Annotated in this window: 13 protein-coding genes; 6 read left to right on the forward strand and 7 right to left on the reverse strand. The window is 74.6% G+C overall.

Going from position 1 to position 18,269, the window contains the following annotated elements; all coding sequences use genetic code 11:
• Window positions 1-83 precede the first annotated feature (83 nt).
• Window positions 84-455 carry an STAS domain-containing protein gene (locus BS72_RS12450; RefSeq protein WP_037910354.1) on the reverse strand — a complete coding sequence of 124 codons (372 nt, stop codon included), beginning with the start codon at window positions 453-455 and terminating at the stop codon, window positions 84-86.
• Window positions 456-663: 208 nt separating this feature from the next.
• On the opposite strand from BS72_RS12450, the gene BS72_RS12455 reads away from it, so the two are divergent.
• Window positions 664-1,569: an RNA polymerase sigma factor SigF gene (locus tag BS72_RS12455; protein ID WP_037910356.1), complete on the forward strand. Its 906-nt coding sequence runs from the start codon at window positions 664-666 to the stop codon at window positions 1,567-1,569.
• A 132-nt stretch (window positions 1,570-1,701) separates the two neighbouring features.
• On the opposite strand, the gene BS72_RS12460 is transcribed toward BS72_RS12455, so the two are convergent.
• Entirely contained in the window at window positions 1,702-3,051 is a 1,350-nt protein-coding gene (locus tag BS72_RS12460; RefSeq protein ID WP_037910359.1) for a formimidoylglutamate deiminase, read from the reverse strand.
• Window positions 3,042-4,259 carry an allantoate amidohydrolase gene (locus BS72_RS12465; protein WP_037915470.1) on the reverse strand — a complete coding sequence of 406 codons (1,218 nt, stop codon included), beginning with the start codon at window positions 4,257-4,259 and terminating at the stop codon, window positions 3,042-3,044. The genes BS72_RS12460 and BS72_RS12465 overlap by 10 nt, the downstream gene beginning before the upstream one ends.
• 331 nt (window positions 4,260-4,590) lie before the next feature.
• On the opposite strand from BS72_RS12465, the gene BS72_RS12470 reads away from it, so the two are divergent.
• Window positions 4,591-5,943, forward strand: a complete 1,353-nt coding sequence (locus BS72_RS12470) for a type III PLP-dependent enzyme domain-containing protein (RefSeq protein ID WP_107498770.1) — start codon at window positions 4,591-4,593, stop codon at window positions 5,941-5,943.
• Between the two features lie 165 nt (window positions 5,944-6,108).
• On the opposite strand, the gene BS72_RS12475 is transcribed toward BS72_RS12470, so the two are convergent.
• On the reverse strand, window positions 6,109-6,651 hold the full coding sequence (locus BS72_RS12475) for a hypothetical protein (protein WP_037910361.1): 543 nt from the start codon (window positions 6,649-6,651) through the stop codon (window positions 6,109-6,111).
• Window positions 6,652-6,972: 321 nt separating this feature from the next.
• Between BS72_RS12475 and BS72_RS12480 the strand changes: the two genes are divergently transcribed.
• Window positions 6,973-8,625, forward strand: a complete 1,653-nt coding sequence (locus BS72_RS12480; RefSeq protein ID WP_157856214.1) for an LPXTG cell wall anchor domain-containing protein — start codon at window positions 6,973-6,975, stop codon at window positions 8,623-8,625.
• A 233-nt stretch (window positions 8,626-8,858) separates the two neighbouring features.
• On the opposite strand, the gene BS72_RS12485 is transcribed toward BS72_RS12480, so the two are convergent.
• On the reverse strand, window positions 8,859-11,030 hold the full coding sequence (locus BS72_RS12485) for an MMPL family transporter (protein ID WP_037910366.1): 2,172 nt from the start codon (window positions 11,028-11,030) through the stop codon (window positions 8,859-8,861).
• Window positions 11,031-11,290: 260 nt separating this feature from the next.
• Window positions 11,291-12,622, reverse strand: a complete 1,332-nt coding sequence (locus tag BS72_RS12490) for an AMP-binding protein (RefSeq protein WP_037910368.1) — start codon at window positions 12,620-12,622, stop codon at window positions 11,291-11,293.
• An 86-nt stretch (window positions 12,623-12,708) separates the two neighbouring features.
• On the opposite strand from BS72_RS12490, the gene BS72_RS12495 reads away from it, so the two are divergent.
• Window positions 12,709-13,122, forward strand: coding sequence for a hypothetical protein (locus BS72_RS12495; protein ID WP_037910370.1), 414 nt, complete (start codon window positions 12,709-12,711; stop codon window positions 13,120-13,122).
• 458 nt (window positions 13,123-13,580) lie between these two features.
• On the opposite strand, the gene BS72_RS12500 is transcribed toward BS72_RS12495, so the two are convergent.
• Window positions 13,581-14,963: a cystathionine beta-synthase gene (locus BS72_RS12500; RefSeq protein ID WP_037910373.1), complete on the reverse strand. Its 1,383-nt coding sequence runs from the start codon at window positions 14,961-14,963 to the stop codon at window positions 13,581-13,583.
• 210 nt (window positions 14,964-15,173) lie between these two features.
• Here BS72_RS12500 and BS72_RS12505 point away from each other — a divergent pair, with 210 nt between their 5' ends.
• On the forward strand, window positions 15,174-16,208 hold the full coding sequence (locus tag BS72_RS12505; RefSeq protein WP_078901310.1) for an SGNH/GDSL hydrolase family protein: 1,035 nt from the start codon (window positions 15,174-15,176) through the stop codon (window positions 16,206-16,208).
• A 581-nt stretch (window positions 16,209-16,789) separates the two neighbouring features.
• Window positions 16,790-18,175 carry an NAD(P)/FAD-dependent oxidoreductase gene (locus tag BS72_RS12510; protein WP_037910377.1) on the forward strand — a complete coding sequence of 462 codons (1,386 nt, stop codon included), beginning with the start codon at window positions 16,790-16,792 and terminating at the stop codon, window positions 18,173-18,175.
• Window positions 18,176-18,269 lie beyond the last annotated feature (94 nt).

Here is an 18,269-nt window from a genome sequence, read left to right on the forward strand (position 1 = left end):
CGGGAACACGTGCCGTCCGCCATCAAAGCCGACGGCGTCCCGGCTTGTCCCGCTCACGCCTTCTGCCCCCGTTCCCCGCCCGGCTACTCCTCAAGCGCCTCGGGCAGAGTTTCATGCAGAGTGAACACCGCGTCGGCTCCGGTGATCTCGAAGACCCGTGCGACCGTCGGCCGCATCGCGGCCAGGTGGACACCGCCGCCCCGCTGCTCGACCAGCAGTCGCGCGCCGAGCAGCACGTTCAGGCCCGTCGAGTCGCAGAACTCCAGCCCCGAGCAGTCGACCACCAGCCGGACCGCTCCCGCCTCGACGGCCTCCCCCATGGGTGCCGCGAGTAGCTCCGCGGTGTGGTGGTCGAGCTCTCCCCGCGGGGTCAGCACCACGCTCGTAGGGCTGTGCCACGCCACGTCGACGTGCAGCCGGCCGAGCCCGGCCGTGCCCACCGCCTCCTGCTCCATCTGCGCTCCCTCACCGCGCCCCTGGTGTCCTGGCCGCACCCGGTGGCGCCTGCGTCGACCCTACGCGTTCGCGAGCACGTAGGGTAGCCGCTCCCCTCGTGCGGGAACACGCCGGATTTGCGATTCGCGTTCGGGTAGGAGTAGGGCTGAGAAGACGGGGAAGGGGCACGCCAGTGCAGTAACCGCGCGGCGAGGAAGGGATGAGGACATGACGACCCGGCTCGGCCTGGACCACACGACGGATTTGGACCGCGAGCAGGACCTGTACGACGCGACCGCGGTCCCTGTGGAGGAGGCCGGCGTCCCCGCGATCGAGGGGCTCCCGGAGATCCCGCCCTACGACGAGATCGGCCCGGTTGACGCGCGCGCCCTGTCCAAGACCCTCTTCGCCCGCCTCCAGGACCTGGAGGAGGGCACCTACGAGTACAGCTACGTCCGGAACACGCTGGTGGAGCTGAACCTGGCGCTGGTGAAGTTCGCCGCCTCGCGGTTCCGTACCCGCAGCGAGCCGATGGAGGACATCATCCAGGTCGGCACGATCGGCCTGATCAAGGCGATCGACCGGTTCGAGCTGGCGCGCGGGGTGGAGTTCCCCACCTTCGCGATGCCGACCATCGTCGGCGAGATCAAGCGCTTCTTCCGCGACACCAGCTGGTCGGTGCGGGTGCCGCGCCGCCTCCAGGAGCTGCGCCTGGACCTGGCCAAGGCCGGGGACGAGCTGGCCCAGAAGCTGGACCGGGCCCCCACCGTGCGGGAGCTGGCCGAGCGCCTGGACCTCTCCGAGCACGAGGTCATCGAGGGCATGGCCGCCAGCAACGCCTACACGGCCAGCTCGCTGGACGCCCAGCCGGACGAGGACGACGCCGAGGGCGCCCTCGCCGACCGCATCGGCTACCAGGACCACGACCTCGAAGGCGTGGAGTACGTCGAGTCGCTGAAGCCGCTGATCGCGAAGCTGCCGGAGCGGGACCGGACGATCCTGTCGCTGCGCTTCGTCGGCAACCTCACCCAGTCCGAGATCGGCGAGCAGCTGGGTATCTCGCAGATGCACGTGTCCCGGCTGCTGAGCCGGACGCTGTCGCGGCTGCGCCGGGGCCTGATGGTCGAGGAGTGACCTTCCCGGGAGCCGGTGCCTGCGGCTCTCCCCGCGGCCTGGGGCCGCACCCGCGACGACGCGGCGGGTGCGGCCCCCAGGCCGTTCCGTCCCGGGCGGGCCGCTCTCCGCCCCGGCTGCCGCCGTCCGCCGTCAGGCCGGGGAGCCGGCGGCGGCCACCGCCGCCGCCAGGGCCGCGGGCACGTCCTCGACCAGCAGGTGCCGCCCGTCACGCACCACCGTCCGGCCGCCGACCACGGTGTGCCGGACGTCCGCGGCGGTGGCCGCGAAGACCGCGGTCTCGGCGCCCAGCCGGGGCGGCGGCCCGGCGGTGCGCACCGTGTCGAGCGCGACGGTGGTGAGGTCGGCGAGCGCGCCGGGCTCCAGGCGTCCGGCGTCCGGCCAGCCCAGGCTCGCGTGGCCGTTCTCGGTGGCGGCCCGCAGCAGCTGGGCGGCGGTCCAGTGGCCGCGGGCGCCGCTGCGCAGCCGTTCGTCGAGCTCCATGGCGCGGGCCTCCTCGAAGAGGTCGATGACCGCGTGGCTGTCGCTGCCGAGGCTGATCGGGCTGCCGGCCCGGTGCAGGGCGGGGGCCGGGCCGATGCCGTCGGCCAGGTCCCGTTCCGTGGTGGGGCACATGCAGACGGTGGCGCCGTACCCGCCCAGGAGGTCGATGTCCTCCGCGGTGAGGTGGGTGGCGTGCACGGCGGTGGCGCGCGGCCCCCAGAATCCGTGGTCGGCCAGCAGCCGGGCGGGGGTACGGCCGTGGACGGCGAGGCAGGCGGCGTTCTCCGCGGGCTGCTCGGAGAGGTGGACGTGGAGCGGCACCTCCCGGGTGCGTTCGGCGAAGGCGGCGTACCCGTCCTCCTCGGCGAAGGCCCGTACGGAGTGCACGGCGGCGCCGATCCTGGCGTTGCCGCTGTCCCGGAGCTGCGACCAGCGGTCGTACCAGGCGTCCGCGGTGCCGTCGCCGAAGCGCCGCTGGACGCCCTCCAGCGGGCGGTGGCCGACGTGGTCCAGGCCGCCGCGCAGGTAGGCGGTGTCCAGCAGGGTGATCCGCACCCCGGCGGCCTCCGCCGCGGCGATCAGTGCCTTCCCCATGGCGTTGGGGTCGTCGTAGGGGCGGCCGCCGGCCTGGTGGTGCAGGTAGTGGAACTCGCCGACACAGGTGATCCCGGCCAGCGCCATCTCGGCGTAGACCGCGCGGGCCAGGGCGTAGTAGCTGTCCGGGTCGAGGCGGTGGGCGGCGCCGTACATCGCCTCGCGCCAGGTCCAGAAGGTGCCGCCGCCGGTCTGGGCGGTGCCGCGCAGGGCCCGGTGGAAGGCGTGGCTGTGCGCGTTGGCCAGGCCGGGCAGGGTCAGCCCGCGCAGGACCTCGGCGCCGGGCGGCGGCGCGGGGACGCCGGCGCGCACCTCGGTGACGCGGCCGTCGGCGGCGGTGAGCAGCACCCCGGACTCGACCGCGGGATCGAGCCAGGCATGCTCCAGCCAGTACGTCACCGGCACGCGAGACCCTCCAGAACGTCGGCGAGCGCGCTGACCCCCGCGGCGCAGTCCTCCTCGGCGGCGTGCTCCGCCGGGGAGTGCGAGACCCCGGTGGGGTTGCGCACGAACAGCATGGCGGTCGGCACGGCCGCCGCGAGGATTCCGGCGTCGTGTCCCGCTCCCGTGGGCAGCACGGGGACCGGGGTGCCGCCGCCGGCCAGGGCGGCCACCCGGTCGCGCAGCTCCGCCGCGAAGTCCACCCGGGGGGTGGCGGACTCGCGGACGACCTCCACGGTGGTGCCGTCGCGGGCGGCGCGCTCCCGGGCGGCGTGCTCGACGGCGGCGACGAGTCCGGCGAGGGTCTCCTCGTCGGGGGCGCGGGAGTCGAGCCAGCCGCGCACCAGGGCGGCGATGGCGTTGACGCCGCCGGGCTCCACCGCGACCTTCCCGAAGGTGGCCAGCGCGCCGGCCAGCCGGGCCTTCTTCCGGGCGGCCAGCACGGTGGTGGCGTAGGTGAGCATCGGGTCGTGCCGGTCGGCCAGGGCGGTGGTGCCGGCGTGGTCGGCCCGGCCGCGGAAGTCGAAGCGCCAACGGCCGTGCGGCCAGATCGCGGAGGCGGCGCCCAGTGGGCTGCCCGCCGGCTCCAGGGCCCGGCCCTGCTCGATGTGCAGTTCCACGAACGCCGCCAGGCCGGCGAGGCGTTCCGGGTCCGGGCCGATGGCTTCCGGGTCGTGGCCGGCCCGCTCCATGGCCTGGGCGAGGGTGGTCCCGTCGGCGTCGCGCAGGGCGCGGGCGTGCTCCGGGTCGAGCTGCCCGGCGGTGAGGCGGGAGCCGACGCAGGCCAGGCCGAAGCGGGCGCCCTCCTCGTCGGCGAAGGCGGCCACGGCGATCGGACGGCGGGGCACGGCGCCGCGGCCGTGCAGCTCGTCCAGGGCGGCGAAGGCGGAGACGACGCCGAGCGGGCCGTCGAAGGCGCCGCCGTCCGGGACGGAGTCCAGGTGCGAACCGGTCGCCACGGCCCGCTCCCCCGGTCCGGCGGCGGCGCCGGGGTGGGGGCCGCCCAGCCACGCCCACTGGTTGCCGTTGCGGTCCACCTCGTACCGCAGGCCCCGGGCCAGCGCCTGCGCGCGGAACCAGGCGCGGCAGTCGGCGTCGGCACCCGTCCAGGCGAAGCGCCGGTAGCCGCCGGACGCGGCGTGGCGCCCCACCGGGGCGAGGTCGCGCCACATCCGGTGGAAGCCGTCCCCGGTCCGCCAGCCCGCCGGCCGCGACGCGGACCCGGAGCCTCCCGCGTCCGCGCCGGCCGCCCCTGCCGTCCGTGCGTCCGCCGGCGTGCGGGCCGGCGTGTGGGCCGGCCCCGCCGTCGTACCGCCAGAGGACTCGTTCATCGGACCCGTCGTCAACACGGCCTCCTCGTCGTGGCGGACGAGCCGCCGTCCCGCTGTGGTCCCCCGCGATCCCGCCGTGATCCCGCTGACGGGACTCACGCACACACCCTGACTGGTGGATACCACCAGCGAACAGGGCCCGGCTGGCATCGACCACCACGAAGGTGATGGGATGACCGCCATGGTGCACGATCTGGGTATACGTCGGGGGCACGCGCTGCGGGCCGCGGTTGAGCGGGGACTGGCCGGTACGGCCGACCCGGTGGTGGGGCTGCTGGACGTCGCGGGCGTCGAGCACTCGGTGGCGGAGCTGCGGGCCGCCTTCTCGACCCCGGGGGTCGAGGTCACGCACACGTTCGCGGTGAAGGCCGCGTCGCTGGTGCCGGTGCTGGCGCTGCTCGCCGAGTGCGGGATGGGCGCGGAGGTGGCGAGCCCGGGTGAGCTGGCGCTGGCCCGGGCCGCGGGCGTGCCGGCCGACCGGATCGTGCTGGACTCCCCCGCCAAGACCGTCGAGGAGCTGCGCGAGGCCCTGGAGCTGGGCATCGCGGTCAACGCCGACAACCCGGAGGAGCTGGCCCGGATCGACGCCCTGCGGGAGGAGTCGGCGCGGGCCGGCCGGCCGTCCGCCTCGCCGGTCGGGCTGCGGGTCAACCCGCAGGTCGGCAGCGGCAGCATCGGCGCGATGAGCACCGCCACCGCGACGTCCAAGTTCGGTGTGGCACTGCGCGACCCGGGGGCGCTGGAGTGGGTGCTGGCCGCCTACGCCGACCGGCCCTGGCTGAACCGGCTGCACACGCACACCGGTTCGCAGGGGGTGCCGCTGGAGCTGATGGCCGCGGGGGTGCTGGCCGCCTACGAGCTGGCCGAGCGGATCAACGAGGCGGCCGGCCGGCAGCAGGTCGAGACCCTCGACATCGGCGGCGGCCTGCCGGTCAACTTCGGCTCCGACGAGGTCACCCCCTCCTTCTCCGACTACGCGGACGTGCTGCGGGCCGAGGTGCCGGGGCTCTTCGACGGCCGGTACGCGCTGGTGACCGAGTTCGGCCGCTCTGTGCTGGCCAAGAACGGCACGGTGCTGGCCCGGGTGGAGTACGCCAAGTCCTCGGGCGGCCGGCCGATCGCGGTCACCCACGCCGGCGCCCAGGTCGCCACCCGCACGGTGTTCGTCCCCGACGCGTGGCCGATCCGGGTGCTGGCACTGGACGCGAAGGGCTCGGAGAAGACCGGCGAGCCGGTCGTCCAGGACGTCGCCGGGCCGTGCTGCTTCGCCGGCGACCTGGTGGCCAGGGGCCGCGAGCTGCCGCTGCTGGAGTCCGGCGACCACGTGGCGCTGCTGGACACCGGGGCGTACTACTTCTCCAACCACTTCGCCTACAACTCGCTGCCCCGGCCGGCCGTGTACGGCTACACCGTGCGTCCGGACGGCGGCGTGGACTTCGCGCCGGTGCGCGAGGCGCAGACGCAGGCGGAGGTCGTGGCGGAGAGCGGCGGCGGCCTGCCGCCGCTGCGCCGCGCGGGCGCGTAGCCGTCGTCCTCGGGCCGTCGTCCTCGGGCCGTTGGCCCTCGGGATGTGACGGGTGAAGGGGGCGCGGGCGGACCCGGTCGGCATCCGGCCCGCCCGCGCCCCGGTCCGTGCCCTGTCCCGGTCCGCGCCCTTCCGCACCCGGCGCGCCGCTCTCGGGGGTTCCCGTCAGCCGCGGCGGGGGCCGCCACCCGGGGCCGCGTCGCCCGCGGCGATCCCGGTGAGCTGGTAGAGCCCGGGGGCGCCGTCGGGCCGCACCCACAGCAGCGCCTCCCGCGAGCGCTCGATCCGCGCCACCCGGCGGGAGCGCAGCCACAGGCCCGCGCCGGCGCCGCCCAGGAGCATCCCGGCCGCGCACGGCAGCACCAGGTTGGTCGCCGCGGCCACCAGGAAAGCGGCCAGCAGCCACCAGCGCCGACGGCGTATCCAGGCACGCGCGGTGACCCGGCGGTCCTGGAGGAAGGCGGTCTTCGCCGCCCGGGAGGCCGCGTTGGCCCGCTCCCCGTGCCGGCGGCCGCGCACCAGCAGCACCACGACCGCCGCGAGCAGGAACAGCGCCGCCCCGGCGAGCACTCCGATCCGCCGTCCGGTCGGGCTGAAGGTGACCGCCGTGCCCGGCAGGGCCGCGACCACACCCGCCCACCACAGCCATGTCCCGGCGGCGCGTACCGTCACCGCCACCCGTGCCAGCGTGTAGGCCCCGCGCACCACGTCTCAGCTCTCCTTCCCCGGTCCGTCCCGGTTCGTCCGGGCTCGCCCCGAGTCATCCGGATCGTCCGGTTTGCCCCGGTCCACCCCGGGTCATCCCGTCGTCCACCGTCCGGCCCCGCCCAGGACCCCGCGCAGCAGGCGGCGGCACCGGACGGAGCACGCTGGGGACGGAGAGTACTTCGCCAATCTCAGATTTCGGTGAGAGAGCCGGGAGGCGGGAAGGCTCCCGGAATCAGGCGACGCGGATCTCCGCGCGCGGCGCAACCTTCGGCCGGGCTCACGTGTCGTGTTGAGTGTTCCAGGGAGGGATCGTTGACGACGATGGGGGACCGCACTGTGAACATCAGCCACCGGCGCGCCGGAGGCGCCGCGCTGGCGGCCGCCCTGACCGCCGTGACCGCCACGGCCGCGGCGCTGGCCGGCCCGGCCCGTGCCGACGACGGCCCGGTGCTCCACCTTTCCGGCGCCGCCTCCGTCGGGCTGAGCCTGCCGCCGGACGACGGCGGCCGGCTCGACTGGGACCTGGACACCCAGGGCGGCACCGTCCACGACCTGCACGTCACCGTGGACCTCACGGGCGTCGCCGGCTTCGCCGCCTCGCCGGACGGCAACTGCTCGGCGGACCTGTGCGCCTGGGACCGGGGCGAGGCCGACGCGGACGGCGCCGACGGAGTGCTGGACCTGCGGGCGGCGCCGGACGCGGCGCCCGGCAGCACCGGCACGGCCGTGGTCACCGCGACCGCCGCCGACGCGACGATCAGCGGCTACACCGTCCAGGTCACCGTCGGCGGTGCCGAAAGCGGCGGCAGCGTCGGCCTGGTGGTGGGCGGCAGCCCCGCCACCGTGGCCGGCGCCGTCCCCGGCAGTACGATCAGCGCGCCGCTGACCATCGCCGACAACGGCTCGCTGGCCTCCACCGCGACGGACTGGACGTTCGCGGTCTCGCCGGGCCTGTCCTTCGCCCAGAAGTTCGCCAACTGCGACTACAGCACCGGCACCGGCCCGGCCGACGACAGCGCGGGCCGGACGGTCGAGCTGGCCACCTGCCACTTCACCACGCCGGTGGCGCCGGGGAGGAGGTACGCGCTGTCCACCCCGTTGAAGCTGAAGGTCGGGAGGTCGGCGCTCTTCGAGTTCCTCAGCTACCAGGCGGTGTCCACCTCCTCGGACACGCCGGCTCCGACCACCGGGGCGTCCGGGACACGGCTCGGGCTGGTCGCCGACGGCAGCGCGCCCGCCGGCGGCCGGACGCACGCCGAGTGGGTGGTGAACGCCGCCAACACCGCCGACCTCGCGGTCACCGGCGCCACCGTGACGGCCGCTCCCGGCGGCACGGCCGCCCTCACCGCCACGGTCACGAACCACGGCCCGGCCTCGGTCGCCCCCCTGACCCGCGACGACCGGCTCAGCCTGCTCGTCGACATCCCGAAGGGCACCACGGCCACCACCGTGCCCGCCGGCTGCGGGCGGTGGGCCGGCGGCGGCAGCGGCGGCGAGCCGGTGCCGGGCGCGTCGCAGTACCTCTGCGCCCTGGACCAGCCCTTCGACTCCGGCCACAGCGAGAAGGTGTCGTTCACCGTCACGGTGGACGCCGACGCCCCCGCCACGACGACCGGCGACGTCCGGCCGCTGCTCGCCGACGGCGGCCTGCCCGCGTACGACACCGACGCCTCCGACAGCACCGGCCGGTTCACGGTGGACGTCTCCGCCCCCGCCGCGACCGCCGTCGGCACGACGGCCCGCACCGGCGGGTCCTCGGCCGCCGGCCGCACCCCGGCCGCGCCCTCGTCGGCGGCGCCCACCCCGCCGGACGGCTCCGGCGGCGGTTCGTCCTCCGGCGGGCCGGGCTCCCTCGCCTCGACCGGCGGCAAGGGCAGCGCCCTGCTGGCCTGGCTCGGCGCCGCGGCGCTGGCCTTCGGCGGGGCCGCCTTCGCGCTCTCCCGGGTCCGCCGGGGCCGTACCGCCGGCGCCTGACCCGACTCGCGCCGCGCCGCCCCCGGTGCGGGGGGGCAGCGGCGCCCTCCACCCGTACCGGTTCCGCGTGAGAACGTGCGGCCGGGCAGCCCCGTTCGGACGCCGCGCACGGCCGGGAGACAGAAGCGGAAACGGCCCGGGGCCGGGCAGGCGGTGTGCCTGCCCGGCCCCGGGCCGGTGGACGCGGGCGGCCGGCGCCCGCGTCCGTCGTTCGTACGGTCGGTCCCGCGCGGTCAGCGCCGCCCGGTCTCGTCCAGCTCCGGCAGGCCCTCCGCCTCGGGGCCGGCGGAAGCGACGGCGCCCGGCGTCTTCGCACGGTCCGCGTGGCCGGGCCACCAGGCCGCGTGGCCGATCAGCGCGGTCAGAGCGGGCGTGAAGAACATCGCCATGACGAACGCGGCGACCACGATGCCGAAGGCGATGGCGAAGCCCATCTGGGTCAGGAAGGAGTTGCCGCCGAGCGTCAGCGTGGCGAAGGTCGCGGCCAGGATGAAGCCGGCCGAGGCGATCGTCGGACCGGCGTGCTTGAGCGCCTCCGCGGCCGCCTCACGCGGCTCGCGGCCCTCCTGCGCCTCCTCCCGGAGCCGGGCGACCATCAGGATGTTGTAGTCCGTGCCGATCGCCACCACGAACAAATACATGATGATCGGCAGCATGAACATCAGGCCGTCGCCGCGGCCGAAGAGCAGCACCGTCGTGCCCAGCGTGGCGCCGAAGCCGAGGGCCACGGAGATGATCAGGAACCACGGCGCGACGAGGCTGCGCAGCAGCAGGCACAGGATCAGCAGGATCAGGATCGCGGCCACCGGGAAGACCGTGCGGTAGTCGTGGTTGACGGCCGCGTTGATGTCCCGGTAGATCGCGGAGGTGCCGCCGACCACCGCCTCGGTGCCGGACGGGGCGTCGGCCTTGGCCAGGGTCCGCAGGTCGCCGACGGCCGAGATCGCCTTGTCGCTGGCGCCGCTGTACTTGAGCGTCAGGTTGAACAGGGCGGTGGTGTGGTCCTTGCTCAGCCCGGTCGTCGGGTCGAAGGCCGCGGTGGCCACGCCCGGCGCGCCGGCCAGCTTGTCCTTGAAGGCGTTGAAGTCCACACCGTCCAGCGACTTGCCGTCGGAGCGGACGAGGTAGACGGACGTCGGGTCGGCGGCGCCGGCCGAGTACGCCTTGACCATGCTGTCCTGGACGACCATGGACTCGGCGGTCTTGGGGATGGAGGTGGAGGCCAGGTCGAAGTTGGCCTTGAAGCCCAGGGCGCCCGCGGTCAGCGCCAGAAGCACCACGCCGGAGACCAGGGCGGCGATGCCCGGACGGCGGCCGACGGCGCGGCCGATGGCGGCGAAGCGCGCGTTGGCCGGCTCCTGCTGCCACTTCTTGCCGGGCCAGAACAGCGCCTTCGGCGGGATGAGCGAGCAGATCGCCGGGAAGAGGGTCAGACCGGCCAGCAGGGTGACCGCGACCAGGATGGCCAGGGCCGGGCCGAGCTGGGTGAGGAAGCCGAGCGTGGACAGCGAGAGCGCGAGGAACGAGGCGATGACCACGCCGGCCGCCGAGGCGATGGCCTCACCGACCTTCGCGACCGCGTTGACCATGGCCTGCTTGGGTTCGTCACCCGCCCGCAGCCGTTCCCGGTACCGGAACATCAGGAACAGGAAGTAGTCGGTGCCCACGCCGAGGACCACCACGACCAGCAGCGAGGACAGCGAGCTGTTGGCCTTGAGGTCGAACACCTTGGTGGCGTCGGCGATCAGTCCGTTGGCGGTCAGGTAGACCACGGCGGTCAGCACGATCAGCGGCAGGAACGCGATGATCGGCGAACGGAAGATCAGCAGCAGCGTGATGATGATGATCAGCACGGAGCCGAGGAAGGCGACCTTCGACGAGTTGCCGCTGGCGTCCTGCTGGTCCAGGCCCTGGGCGGCCTGACCACCCAGCAGCACCTTCAGGTCGGTGCCCTTGGCGAGGTCCTTGGCGTCGGCGCGCAGCGTCTTCGCCGCGTCGGCCTGCTTGGGCTGGCCGGCCGAGTTCTTGTCCATCTGGACCAGGGCGTCGGTGTACTTGCCGTCCTTCGACGGGGTACCGGGGATCACCCGCTGGACCTGGTCGATCTTCTTGGCGCCCAGCTTCGAGGTGATCTGCTGGATGTCGGTCTTGTCAGCGGCGGTCAGCTTGCCGCCGTCCTCGCGCTGGTAGAGCACGATCGCGGCCGGGCTGAACGCCTGCGGGAACGCCTTCTCCTGGAGGTCCATCGCCTTGATGGACTGGTAGCTCTTGGGCAGGAAGCTGCTCTCGTCGGAGTTCGACGGCAGGCTCGGCGCCGTGGCGGCGATCGCGACGGCGGCGACCACCCACGCGACGATCGTCCAGACGGGATGGCGGACGACGACGCGTCCGATGCGGTGGAACATGCGGTGCTGCCTCCATGGCAGGGACGTATCACCGCCGCCCTTCGGAGCGGAACCCGGGCATCGGCGACTCGGACGGCGCGGGGAGCGCCGACCGGAGGTTTACATATAGGTGGGTTGTCGCCCCAGATCTTACTTGCCGCCCGGCTAGCGACAAACGGCGACCCCGAGCCGGGCACACCGTCACACCATCACGCCATCGCACCGTTACGTCGCGGCAACGTACGTCGTCACAGCGGCGGCAGCGGCCACTTCCGCCGCCGTCACAGCGGGGGCAGCAGCCGCTTCTGCGGCTTCCCCATCGCGTTGCGCGGCAGCTCGGACAGGAACCGCACCGCCCGGGGGCGCTTGTGCGCCGACAGCCGGGTCGCCACGAACTCGGTGAGCTCGCCCTCGGCCACCCCGTCGGCGACCACGTAGGCCACCACCTGCTGGCCGAGGTCGGGATGCGGCGCCCCCACCACCGCGGCCTCGCGCACCGCCGGGTGGGCGAGCAGGGCGTTCTCCACCTCGCCGGCGCCGATCCGGTAGCCGCCGGACTTGATGAGGTCGGTGGAGGCGCGGCCGACGATCCGGTGGGTGCCGTCGGGGTCGATGGCGGCGATGTCCCCGGTGCGGAACCAGCCGTCGCCGGTGAACGCCTCGGCGGTGGCCGCCGGGCGGCCGAGGTAGCCGTCGAAGAGCGTGGGGCCGGTCAGCTGGAGTTCGCCGACGCCGTCGACCGGGTCGGCGATCCGCGTGGTGATCCCCGGCAGCGGGGTGCCGACCGCGCCCGGCCGGCGGGGGCCGTCCGCGCGGGCGCTGACGGTGATCAGCGACTCCGTCATCCCGTACCGCTCCACCGGCTCGTGCCCGGACAGCGCGCGCAGGCCCTCGAAGACCGGCGCGGGCAGCGGCGCGGAGCCCGAGACCAGCAGCCGGGCCGGGGCGAGCGCCCGGGCCGCGGCCTCGTCGCGCACCACCCGGTGCCACACGGTCGGCACGCCGAAGTAGAGGGTGCCGCCGGCCGCCGCGTAGGCCGCCGGGGTGGGCCGCCCGGTGTGCACCAGCGCGCTGCCCGTCCGCAGCGCGCCCAGCACGCCGAGCACCAGGCCGTGCACGTGGAACAGCGGCAGGCCGTGCACCAGGGTGTCCTCCGCGGTCCACTGCCACGCCCCCGCGAGCGCGTCGAGGTCGGCGGCGACGGCCGCGCGCGAGAGGACCACGCCCTTGGGCGCCCCGGTGGTGCCCGAGGTGTAGAGGATCAGCGCGGGTCCGTCGGCGGGCTGCCCGGCGAAGTCGGCGCGTTCGGCGAAGTCCACCGGCAGGAGTTCGGCGCCGGAGTCGCGCAGCAGGTGCTCGCGCTCGGCCGGCCCGGCGTCCGGCGCGACGGGCACCACGGGCACCCCCGCGAGCAGCCCGCCGACCACCGCCGCCACCGTCTCCAGCGAGGGCGTGGCCTCCACCGCGAACGCCCGGAGCCCGGACGCCCGCCGGGCCACCGCCCCGGCCGCGCCCAGCAGTTCCTCGTAGCCGCACGCGCGGCCGTCCACCCGCAGCGCGTCCGGGCGGTCGGCGTCCCCGTGGAGCGCGGTGAGCAGCGGCGGTGCGGTCATGGGCGTCCTCCGTCAGGGCGGGCCCCCGGAGGAAACCGGGGGATAGCCCCAGTGTCACCCACCGGCGCGGCCCCTACCGTTGCGCCATGGACGCCCGCGACGCTGAGCTGAAGAAGGAACTCTCCGCGACCCTCCAGGCGCGCAAGGACCTCGGGGAGGAGTACGAGTCGGAGCTCGTCGACTCGTTCATGGACACAGTCGCCCACCGGCTCGACAGCCGGGTCGAGCAGCGGGTGCGACGCGAGCTGGCCCAGCAGCAGACGGCGGCGGCCCGCGCGGGCCGCCGTCCCGCCGGGCCCGGCCCCCACCCCGGCTTCGCCCGCTACGGCGTCCTGGCCTTCACGCTGGTCGCGGCGATCCCGCTGTCCGCGATCGCCGCGGCCCAGGCCGGCGCGGCGGGCCTGTTCATCTGCTGGGCGGGCATCGTGGGCGTCAACCTCGCCCAGACCCTGACCTCCTGGCTCGGCCGCGACCACCCGGCGGGCCGGGACGACGACTGAGCGGGGCTCGGCGGGCTCGGGCGGGGGCTCGGCGGCCGCTGGACGGGGACCGCGAGCGGCGGGCGGGCCGCGGCCGCGCGGCAGGCCGGGAAAGAGAATGGGGCGGGGCCCGCCGCACCCCCGGGGCGAGTGCCCGGGGGGCGGGACGACGGCGGTCCCCGCCGGGACGCGGGGCCGGGTCAGGGCCGGGCCTGCACGTCCGGGTCACCATGGAGTCCGGGAGCCGCTCCGGAAGCCTTGGCGCCATTCAGGTGTCGCGCGTCCGGGTGAACCGTCCGCCTTGCGACCCCTTAAAGGTGCCGGACGCGTGTTAAGCCCGTGCTGCGTGGACGTGACGCGGGTGTACCAGTTCCGTGGGCATACGGGGCTTCCAGGGGTACACGGGGCCCGCCCAGCCACGCGGGCGCCGCGCGCCGCCATGAAGAGCCACCATGAGGAGCCGCCGTCAGGGACCGCCGTCAGGAGCCGCCGGCGAGGAAGCCCAGCAGGTCCTGGCGGCTGACCACGTTCGTCGGCTTGCCCTCGACCAGGACCACCGCCGCGTCGGCGCCCTCCAGCACCGCCATCAGGTCGCCGATCCGCTCGCCGGAGCCGACCTGCGGCAGCGGCGGGCACAGGTGCCGCTCCAGCGGGTCCTCCAGGGTGGCGCGGCCGCTGAAGAGCGCGTCCAGCAGGTCGCGCTCCACCACCGAGCCGATCACCTCCGCCGCCATCACGTCGGGGTGCCCGGCGCCCGGCTTGACCACCGGCATCTGCGAGACGCCGTACTCGCGCAGCACCTCGATGGCCTGGCCGACCGTCTCCTCGGGGTGCATGTGGACGAGGTTGGGCAGTCCGCCGCCCCGCTGGGCGAGCACGTCGGCCACCCGGGGCTCGCCCTCGCCCTCGTCGAGGAAGCCGTGGGAGCCCATCCACTCGTCGCTGAAGATCTTCGACAGGTAGCCGCGCCCGCTGTCCGGCAGCAGGACCACCACCACGTCCTGCGGGCCGAGCCGCTCCGCGACCCGCAGCGCGGCGACCACCGCCATGCCGCAGGAGCCGCCGACCAGCAGCCCCTCCTCGCGGGCCAGCCGACGCGTCATCTGGAAGGAGTCCTTGTCCGAGACGGCGACGATCTCGTCGGCGACGTCGCGGTCGTACGCGGTGGGCCAGAAGTCCTCGCCCACCCCTTCCACGAGGTACGGCCGGCCCGAGCCGCCGCTGTAGACGGAGCCCTCGGGGTCCGCCCCGACCACCCGCACCCTGCCCTCGGAGGCGTCCTTGAGGTAGCGGCCGGTGCCCGAGATGGTGCCGCCGGTGCCGACGCCGGCCACGAAGTGGGTGATCCGGCCTTCGGTCTGCCGCCACAGCTCCGGGCCGGTGGAGTGGTAGTGGGACAGCGGGTTGTGGGGGTTGCTGTACTGGTCGGGCTTCCAGGCACCGGGGGTCTCCCGCACCAGGCGGTCGGAGACGTTGTAGTAGGAGTCGGGGTGCTCGGGGTCCACCGCGGTCGGGCAGACCACGACCTCGGCGCCGTACGCGCGCAGCACGTTGATCTTGTCCGTGGACACCTTGTCCGGGCAGACGAACACGCAGCGGTAGCCCTTGCGCTGGGCGACCAGCGCCAGTCCGACCCCGGTGTTCCCGGAGGTGGGCTCGACGATCGTGCCGCCGGGCCGCAGCTCCCCGCTCTTCTCGGCGGCTTCGATCATCCGCAGGGCGATACGGTCCTTCACCGACCCGCCGGGGTTGAAGTACTCGACCTTCGCGAGAACGGTCGCGGTGATGCCCTCGGTCACGCTGTTGAGCCTCACCAGCGGAGTGTTGCCGACGAGGCTGATCATCGAGTCGTGATACTGCACCGTGTGGTCTCCGGGTTCTCCGAGATGGTGGCCCCCAGGTTAGGGGCTGCGGGCCGGGCGGGGAGGGAAGCCGGCGCAGTCCGCCCCGCACCGGGAGCGCGGGCGGCTGGGAACGCGTGCGGGTGGCGGCGTTGACGTGGGTAGAGGTGATCCGCGGGCGGTGTCCGCGTACGGGCCGGACAGTCGGGACCAGACGGAGGTGGCCGGACGATGTCGACGAGGGCGAGGGTGGCGCGGCGGATCGCGACCGCGGCGGCGGTCGGCGGCGGTGGCGTCAGCCTGCTGGGCGGGGCGGCCGTCGGCCTGCTGCTGACGGAGGTGCGGCTGGCCAAGCGGGTGGTCGGCGGCTCGGGGGACATCCCGCCGCGGGCCAACGGCCGGTACGGCGCGGCCTTCGCCGGGCTCAGCGAGGAGCCGCCGCTGCGGCTGGGCTTCCTCGGCGACTCGACCGCCGCGGGCCAGGGGGTGCGGCGGGCCCGGGAGACCCCGGGGGCGCTGCTGGCCTCGGGGCTCGCCGCGGTCGCCGAGCGGCCGGTGAGCCTGGTGAACGTGGCCCTGCCGGGGGCCCGGTCCACCGACCTGGAGCGGCAGGTGACGCTGCTGCTGGACGCGGTGGTGCCGCCGCCGGAGGTCGTGGTGGTGATGATCGGCGCCAACGACGTCACCCACCGGATGCCGCTGGCCGAGTCGGTACGGCTGCTGTCGGAGGCGGTGCGGCGGCTGCGCGCGGCGGGCTGCGAGGTGGTGGTGGGCACCTGCCCCGACCTGGGCTCGGTGGAGCCGGTCTACCAGCCGCTGCGCTGGCTGGCCCGCCGCGCCTCGCGCCAGCTGGCGGCGGCCCAGACGATCGCGGCGGTGGGGCTGGGCGCGCGGACGGTCTCCCTCGGCGACCTGCTCGGCCCGGAGTTCGAGGCCCGGCCGCGCGAGCTGTTCGGCCCGGACAACTTCCACCCGTCGGCCGAGGGGTACGCCACCGCCGCGATGGCCGTGCTGCCGACCCTGTGCGCCGCGCTGGGCCTGTGGCCGGAGGCGGACGAACGGCCGGACGCGCGGCGCGGCGAGGGCTTCCTGCCGGTCGCGGAGGCGGCGGCGGAGGCGGCGTCCGAGGGCGGCACGGAGGTGGCCGCGGCGCTGCCGGACGCCTCCGGCCGCTGGGGTCGCTGGGCGCTGCTGAAGCGGCGCCGGCGGAGGCTGCTGGAGCAGGAGCACCCGCAGCGGGAGCCGGCGGCCGAACGCGCTGAGTGACGGACGGCGGGCCGGGCGCCGCCCGCCACGGGGCAAGGCCCCGCGGAAGAAGGCGGCGGACGCTGCTCCGACCGGGTGGCGGACGGGGTGGCGGGCGCCTCGCGAGAGGTACCCGCCGGCCCCCTGCGGTGACCTCCAGGGGTGCTCTGGGAGGGCCCCGCAGAGCCCTCCGAGGGCCCTCCGGCGGCCCTCTGGTTCGCTCAAGCGAGCGCCGGGGGTACGCTGCTGAGCGGGTTTCGGGCGCCTTCCGGGGCGCCGCGGCGGTGGCGGACGAAGAACCTTTGTGAAACTCTTCACATGAACTCGCCGCCGATGGACCCGGATTTCCAAGGTTCGAGCCCTCAAACCCCCTGGATTCCTTGGCCGGTCACTGTTTCGGCCAGATTGCGGCGGACGGCACCCGCGCCGCCCCCGTCGCGATCGGCGCTGCTCAGCGCCGTGTATAACCACCAGAGGCCGTTAACGCCCCGTTCGCACCCCGGTGCCCCTTCGATTGAAGCTGGGCATTATACCAGGGGGCACCCCCATCCTTGTGAAGGGGCTCACGAGGTACCCCCTCGGACGTACTGGATACTCAAAGCATGAGCACCACGGAGCGTCCACGGATTCTCGTCGTAGGCGGCGGTTACGTCGGCCTGTACGCGGCGCGTCGCATCATGAAGAAGATGCGGTACGGCGAGGCGACTGTCACGGTCGTCGACCCGCGCTCGTACATGACGTACCAGCCCTTCCTTCCCGAAACCGCAGCAGGAAGCATCTCCCCGCGGCATGTCGTCGTCCCGCTGCGACGCGTCCTCCCCGGGGCCGAGGTGCTCACCGGCCGCGTCTCCAGCATCGACCAGGACCGCAAGGTCGCCGTGGTCGAGCCGCTCGTGGGCGACTCCTACGAGCTCCCCTTCGACTACCTGGTGATCGCGCTCGGCGCCGTCTCCCGCACCTTCCCGATCCCCGGCCTGGCCGAGAACGGCATCGGCATGAAGGGTGTGGAGGAGGCGATCGGCCTGCGCAACCACATCCTGGAGCAGCTGGACAAGGCCGACTCCACCACCGACGAGGAGATCCGCCGCAAGGCGCTCACCTTCGTCTTCGTCGGCGGCGGCTTCGCCGGTGCGGAGACCGTCGGCGAGGTCGAGGACATGGCCCGCGACGCCGCCAAGTACTACCCGAACGTCAAGCGCGAGGACATGCGCTTCATCCTCGTCGACGCCGCGGACAAGATCCTCCCCGAGGTCGGCCCGCAGCTGGGCCGCTGGGGCCTGGAGCACCTCCAGGAGCGCGGTATCGAGATCTACCTCGGTACGTCCATGAAGTCCTGTGTCGACAAGCACGTGGTGCTCGCCAACGGGCTCGAGGTCGACGCGTCCACCATCGTCTGGACCGCGGGCGTCAAGCCCAACCCGGCGCTGGCCCGCTTCGGCCTGCCGCTGGGCCCGCGCGGCCACGTGGACACCGCGACCACCCTCCAGGTCCAGGGCACGGACTACATCTGGGCCGCCGGCGACAACGCGCAGGTCCCCGACCTCGCCGCCGGCGAGGGTGCCTGGTGCCCGCCGAACGCGCAGCACGCGCTGCGGCAGGCCAAGGTGCTCGGCGACAACGTGGTGTCCGGGATGCGCGGCTTCCCGCAGGGCGACTACAAGCACGCCAACAAGGGCGCCGTGGCGGGCCTGGGCCTGCACAAGGGCGTGGCGATGATCGTCCTCGGCGGACGGAAGATCAAGCTCAAGGGCCGTCTCGCCTGGTACATGCACCGCGGCTACCACGGCCTGGCCGTGCCGACCTGGAACCGCAAGATCCGGGTCTTCGCCGACTGGACGCTCGGCATGTTCCTCAAGCGCGAGGTCGTCTCGCTCGGCGCGATCGAGAACCCCCGCGAGGAGTTCTACGAGGCCGCCCGGCCCGCCCCGGCCCCGGCCGCGGAGAAGAAGGCCGACGGCAGCCCGGAGACCGCGAAGGTCGCCTCCTGACGGCCGGCCCGACCGGCTGACGGTCGGACGCCGCGCCGGACCGGTCCGCGAGGACCCTCCGGCGACCGGCTCCGCCGTCACGCAGACGACGCCG

Origin of the sequence: Actinacidiphila yeochonensis CN732 (assembly GCF_000745345.1) — a bacterium.
GTDB classification, from domain to species: Bacteria; Actinomycetota; Actinomycetes; order Streptomycetales; family Streptomycetaceae; genus Actinacidiphila; species Actinacidiphila yeochonensis.

What these genes read in the sequence shown, in the direction of transcription:
- BS72_RS12485 (WP_037910366.1), bottom strand. Translation starts at nt 11,030, where the DNA reads ATGTTCCACCGCATCGGACGCGTCGTCGTCCGCCATCCCGTCTGGACG.
- BS72_RS12505 (WP_078901310.1), top strand. Translation starts at nt 15,174, where the DNA reads ATGTCGACGAGGGCGAGGGTGGCGCGGCGGATCGCGACCGCGGCGGCG.
- BS72_RS12480 (WP_157856214.1), top strand. Translation starts at nt 6,973, where the DNA reads ATGGGGGACCGCACTGTGAACATCAGCCACCGGCGCGCCGGAGGCGCC.
- BS72_RS12490 (WP_037910368.1), bottom strand. Translation starts at nt 12,622, where the DNA reads ATGACCGCACCGCCGCTGCTCACCGCGCTCCACGGGGACGCCGACCGC.
- BS72_RS12470 (WP_107498770.1), top strand. Translation starts at nt 4,591, where the DNA reads ATGACCGCCATGGTGCACGATCTGGGTATACGTCGGGGGCACGCGCTG.
- BS72_RS12495 (WP_037910370.1), top strand. Translation starts at nt 12,709, where the DNA reads ATGGACGCCCGCGACGCTGAGCTGAAGAAGGAACTCTCCGCGACCCTC.
- BS72_RS12455 (WP_037910356.1), top strand. Translation starts at nt 664, where the DNA reads ATGACGACCCGGCTCGGCCTGGACCACACGACGGATTTGGACCGCGAG.
- BS72_RS12510 (WP_037910377.1), top strand. Translation starts at nt 16,790, where the DNA reads ATGAGCACCACGGAGCGTCCACGGATTCTCGTCGTAGGCGGCGGTTAC.
- BS72_RS12450 (WP_037910354.1), bottom strand. Translation starts at nt 455, where the DNA reads ATGGAGCAGGAGGCGGTGGGCACGGCCGGGCTCGGCCGGCTGCACGTC.
- BS72_RS12465 (WP_037915470.1), bottom strand. Translation starts at nt 4,259, where the DNA reads ATGTGGCGCGACCTCGCCCCGGTGGGGCGCCACGCCGCGTCCGGCGGC.